We start from the raw sequence: 2,393 nt of genomic DNA on the forward strand, positions 1-2,393 counted from the left end.
GATGCTGGATATGGTGAAGATGGAAGCTGGAATGCTCCTACTTTTACAGTTAAAGTCTTTGATGAGAATGGTAATGGAGCTGAAACGCAATATGGAAATGTTGCGGAGGCACTTTCTGGTGTAAGTAGTTCTTTTACAAATCTTAATAAAAAGATTGAAAGTGTGACAGGCGATAGTTTTATTAAGCAAAATAGCGCTGGGCTTATTACCATTGGGGGAAGCAAAAGTGGCGATAGAATAGATATTGCAAACAATGTTAATGCCCCACGAATTCTCTCTGGCGTTAAGGGTGGTGCATTTACGAAAAACTCGACTGAAGCAGTAAATGGTGGCCAGCTTTATTATATGTCTCAGGCATTTGCAAATTATTTTGGCGGTGGTGCTGGATATAATGAAGAGGGGAAATGGTCTGGTCCTACTTTTACAGTTAAAGTCTTTGATAAGGATGGTAATGAGAGTGAGAAAAAATATAATAATGTCGCGGATGCATTTTCTGGCGTAAATAGTGCTTTCACAGTTTTGAATAATCAGATTATTGATATAAAAAATAACTCTGGTATTGATGAAAAAAGTCGTAATTCTGAAGATGGTGATTTGAATGATATTATTTCAGAAGGCTTTCCTTTTATGAGAAGCTTACCTCTTGCCATGGATGAAGAAGAATATGCCATGGGTGATGATGGGACTCTGCCTCCGGTAACTATTTCTCCTGACATAGAATCAACTCAAGTAAGTCTTATGACTACTTCAGGTAAAAAACGGAGTCTTTTTGGTCTTGTGAATGGTAATATTTCTGCTAACTCAGACGAAGCAATCAATGGTTCCCAACTTTATGATTTCGGCAACAAGGTTGCTACTTATTTCGGTGGTGGTGCTAAATATAGTGACGGCGGCGCATGGAAAGCTCCAACCTTTTCGGCTATGACGTTCGTTGAAGGTGGTATTGTGAATGAGTCGCAAACCTATAATAATGTAGCTTCTGCGTTTGAAGGTGTACGTCAGAGCATGTTGACGATCAATAAACGTCTTGAGGCTGTTGAACAGAAGGAAACCCCTGGCGTAGCTTCTAATGGATTCCCATGGGACGCAGGAAAAGAAGGGTATGACGCTAGTCATGATGGTAAGCCCAGCAAGATTGTCAATGTAGAGAAGGGTGTTCTTGTAGAAAATTCAACAGACGCCGTGAATGGAGGACAGCTCTGGGAGACGAATGAAAAGGTAACAGCAGTTGAAAACAAGGTAGCAGAAGTTGAAAACAAGGTGAATCTTGCGGTTAGCTATGATGTTGATAAAGAAAGCGGAAAGAAAACCAATAGCATCACTCTAAAAGGTGCCGATGACAGTGAACCTGTTTTGATTACTAATGTTAAAGATGGAGAAATTAAAAAAGGCTCTAAGGACGCAGTGAATGGTGGTCAGTTACATAATTATACCGAGGAGCAGATGAAGATTACTCTTTCTGAAGCGAACAAGTATACGGATGAGAGAATTAATAGTCTTGTCAATGATAGTGTTAACGAGGCGAAATCCTATACCGATATGAAGTTTGACGCACTAAGTTATGATATTACGAATGTGCGCAAAGAGGCAAGGCAAGCAGCAGCGATTGGTTTGGCAGTGTCTAACTTACGTTACTTCGATGATCCAGGATCTGTAAGTGTTTCATTTGGTGGTGGTTTTTGGCGTGGACAATCTGCCTTTGCTATTGGTGCAGGTTATACATCTGAAGATGGCAAGATTCGTTCTAATCTATCAGCGACCAGTGCCGGAGGTCAGTGGGGCGTAGGTGGTGGAATAACTCTGAAATTAAGATAATATCAGAGTATATGAAAAACTACAATTTAAGCGAAGTTTCGCCCTTGTCTCATCAGACAAGGGCGAAATTTTATATTATAGAGAAGTAATATTTTACAGAGAAAGCCATAGAGTAGTATACTTATATAGAGTAGTATACTTATAAAGTCTCATAACAATATATTCTATAGTAAGAATCTTAGTGAGATTTATTTTAATGAGAAGTGAAGCACTTTAACAAAAATTTTACAAATACAGAGTAATACTCTCATATAAATTGATAGAGTGCGTAATCGCACAGTATTTTAAATCTGTACGTTCTATAATTTCATTGATAGAAAATATCCATTGGGGGGATACGTTTAAAAAAGTAAAAATCCCATTTTATTATTTTATTTATTTGCTCTGTACATAGCAGTAGCAATCATGAGGTATGCAACAGCGGCAATTATGAGTAAGACTCATTTTGATCAAAATGGGATACCTCAAACAAACTATGAAACAGAAGCTCTAGACAAGTCTATAATGCATGGAATCTATGAATTTTAAAGTTATAAGGATATTTCACGATTGTATAAATAGGAAAGACTCATTCTGTA

At 37.9% G+C, this 2,393-nt stretch carries 1 protein-coding gene; it reads left to right on the plus strand.

Going from position 1 to position 2,393, the window contains the following annotated elements; genetic code table 11:
• The coding region (locus ACFIKO_RS09015) for a YadA-like family protein (protein WP_375673844.1) at nt 1-1,815 on the plus strand (1,815 nt) is incomplete at its 5' end.
• Nucleotides 1,816-2,393 lie beyond the last annotated feature (578 nt).

Source organism: Bartonella sp. TS82HLJMH (assembly GCF_042193495.1).
Lineage (GTDB): Bacteria > Pseudomonadota > Alphaproteobacteria > Rhizobiales > Rhizobiaceae > Bartonella > Bartonella grahamii.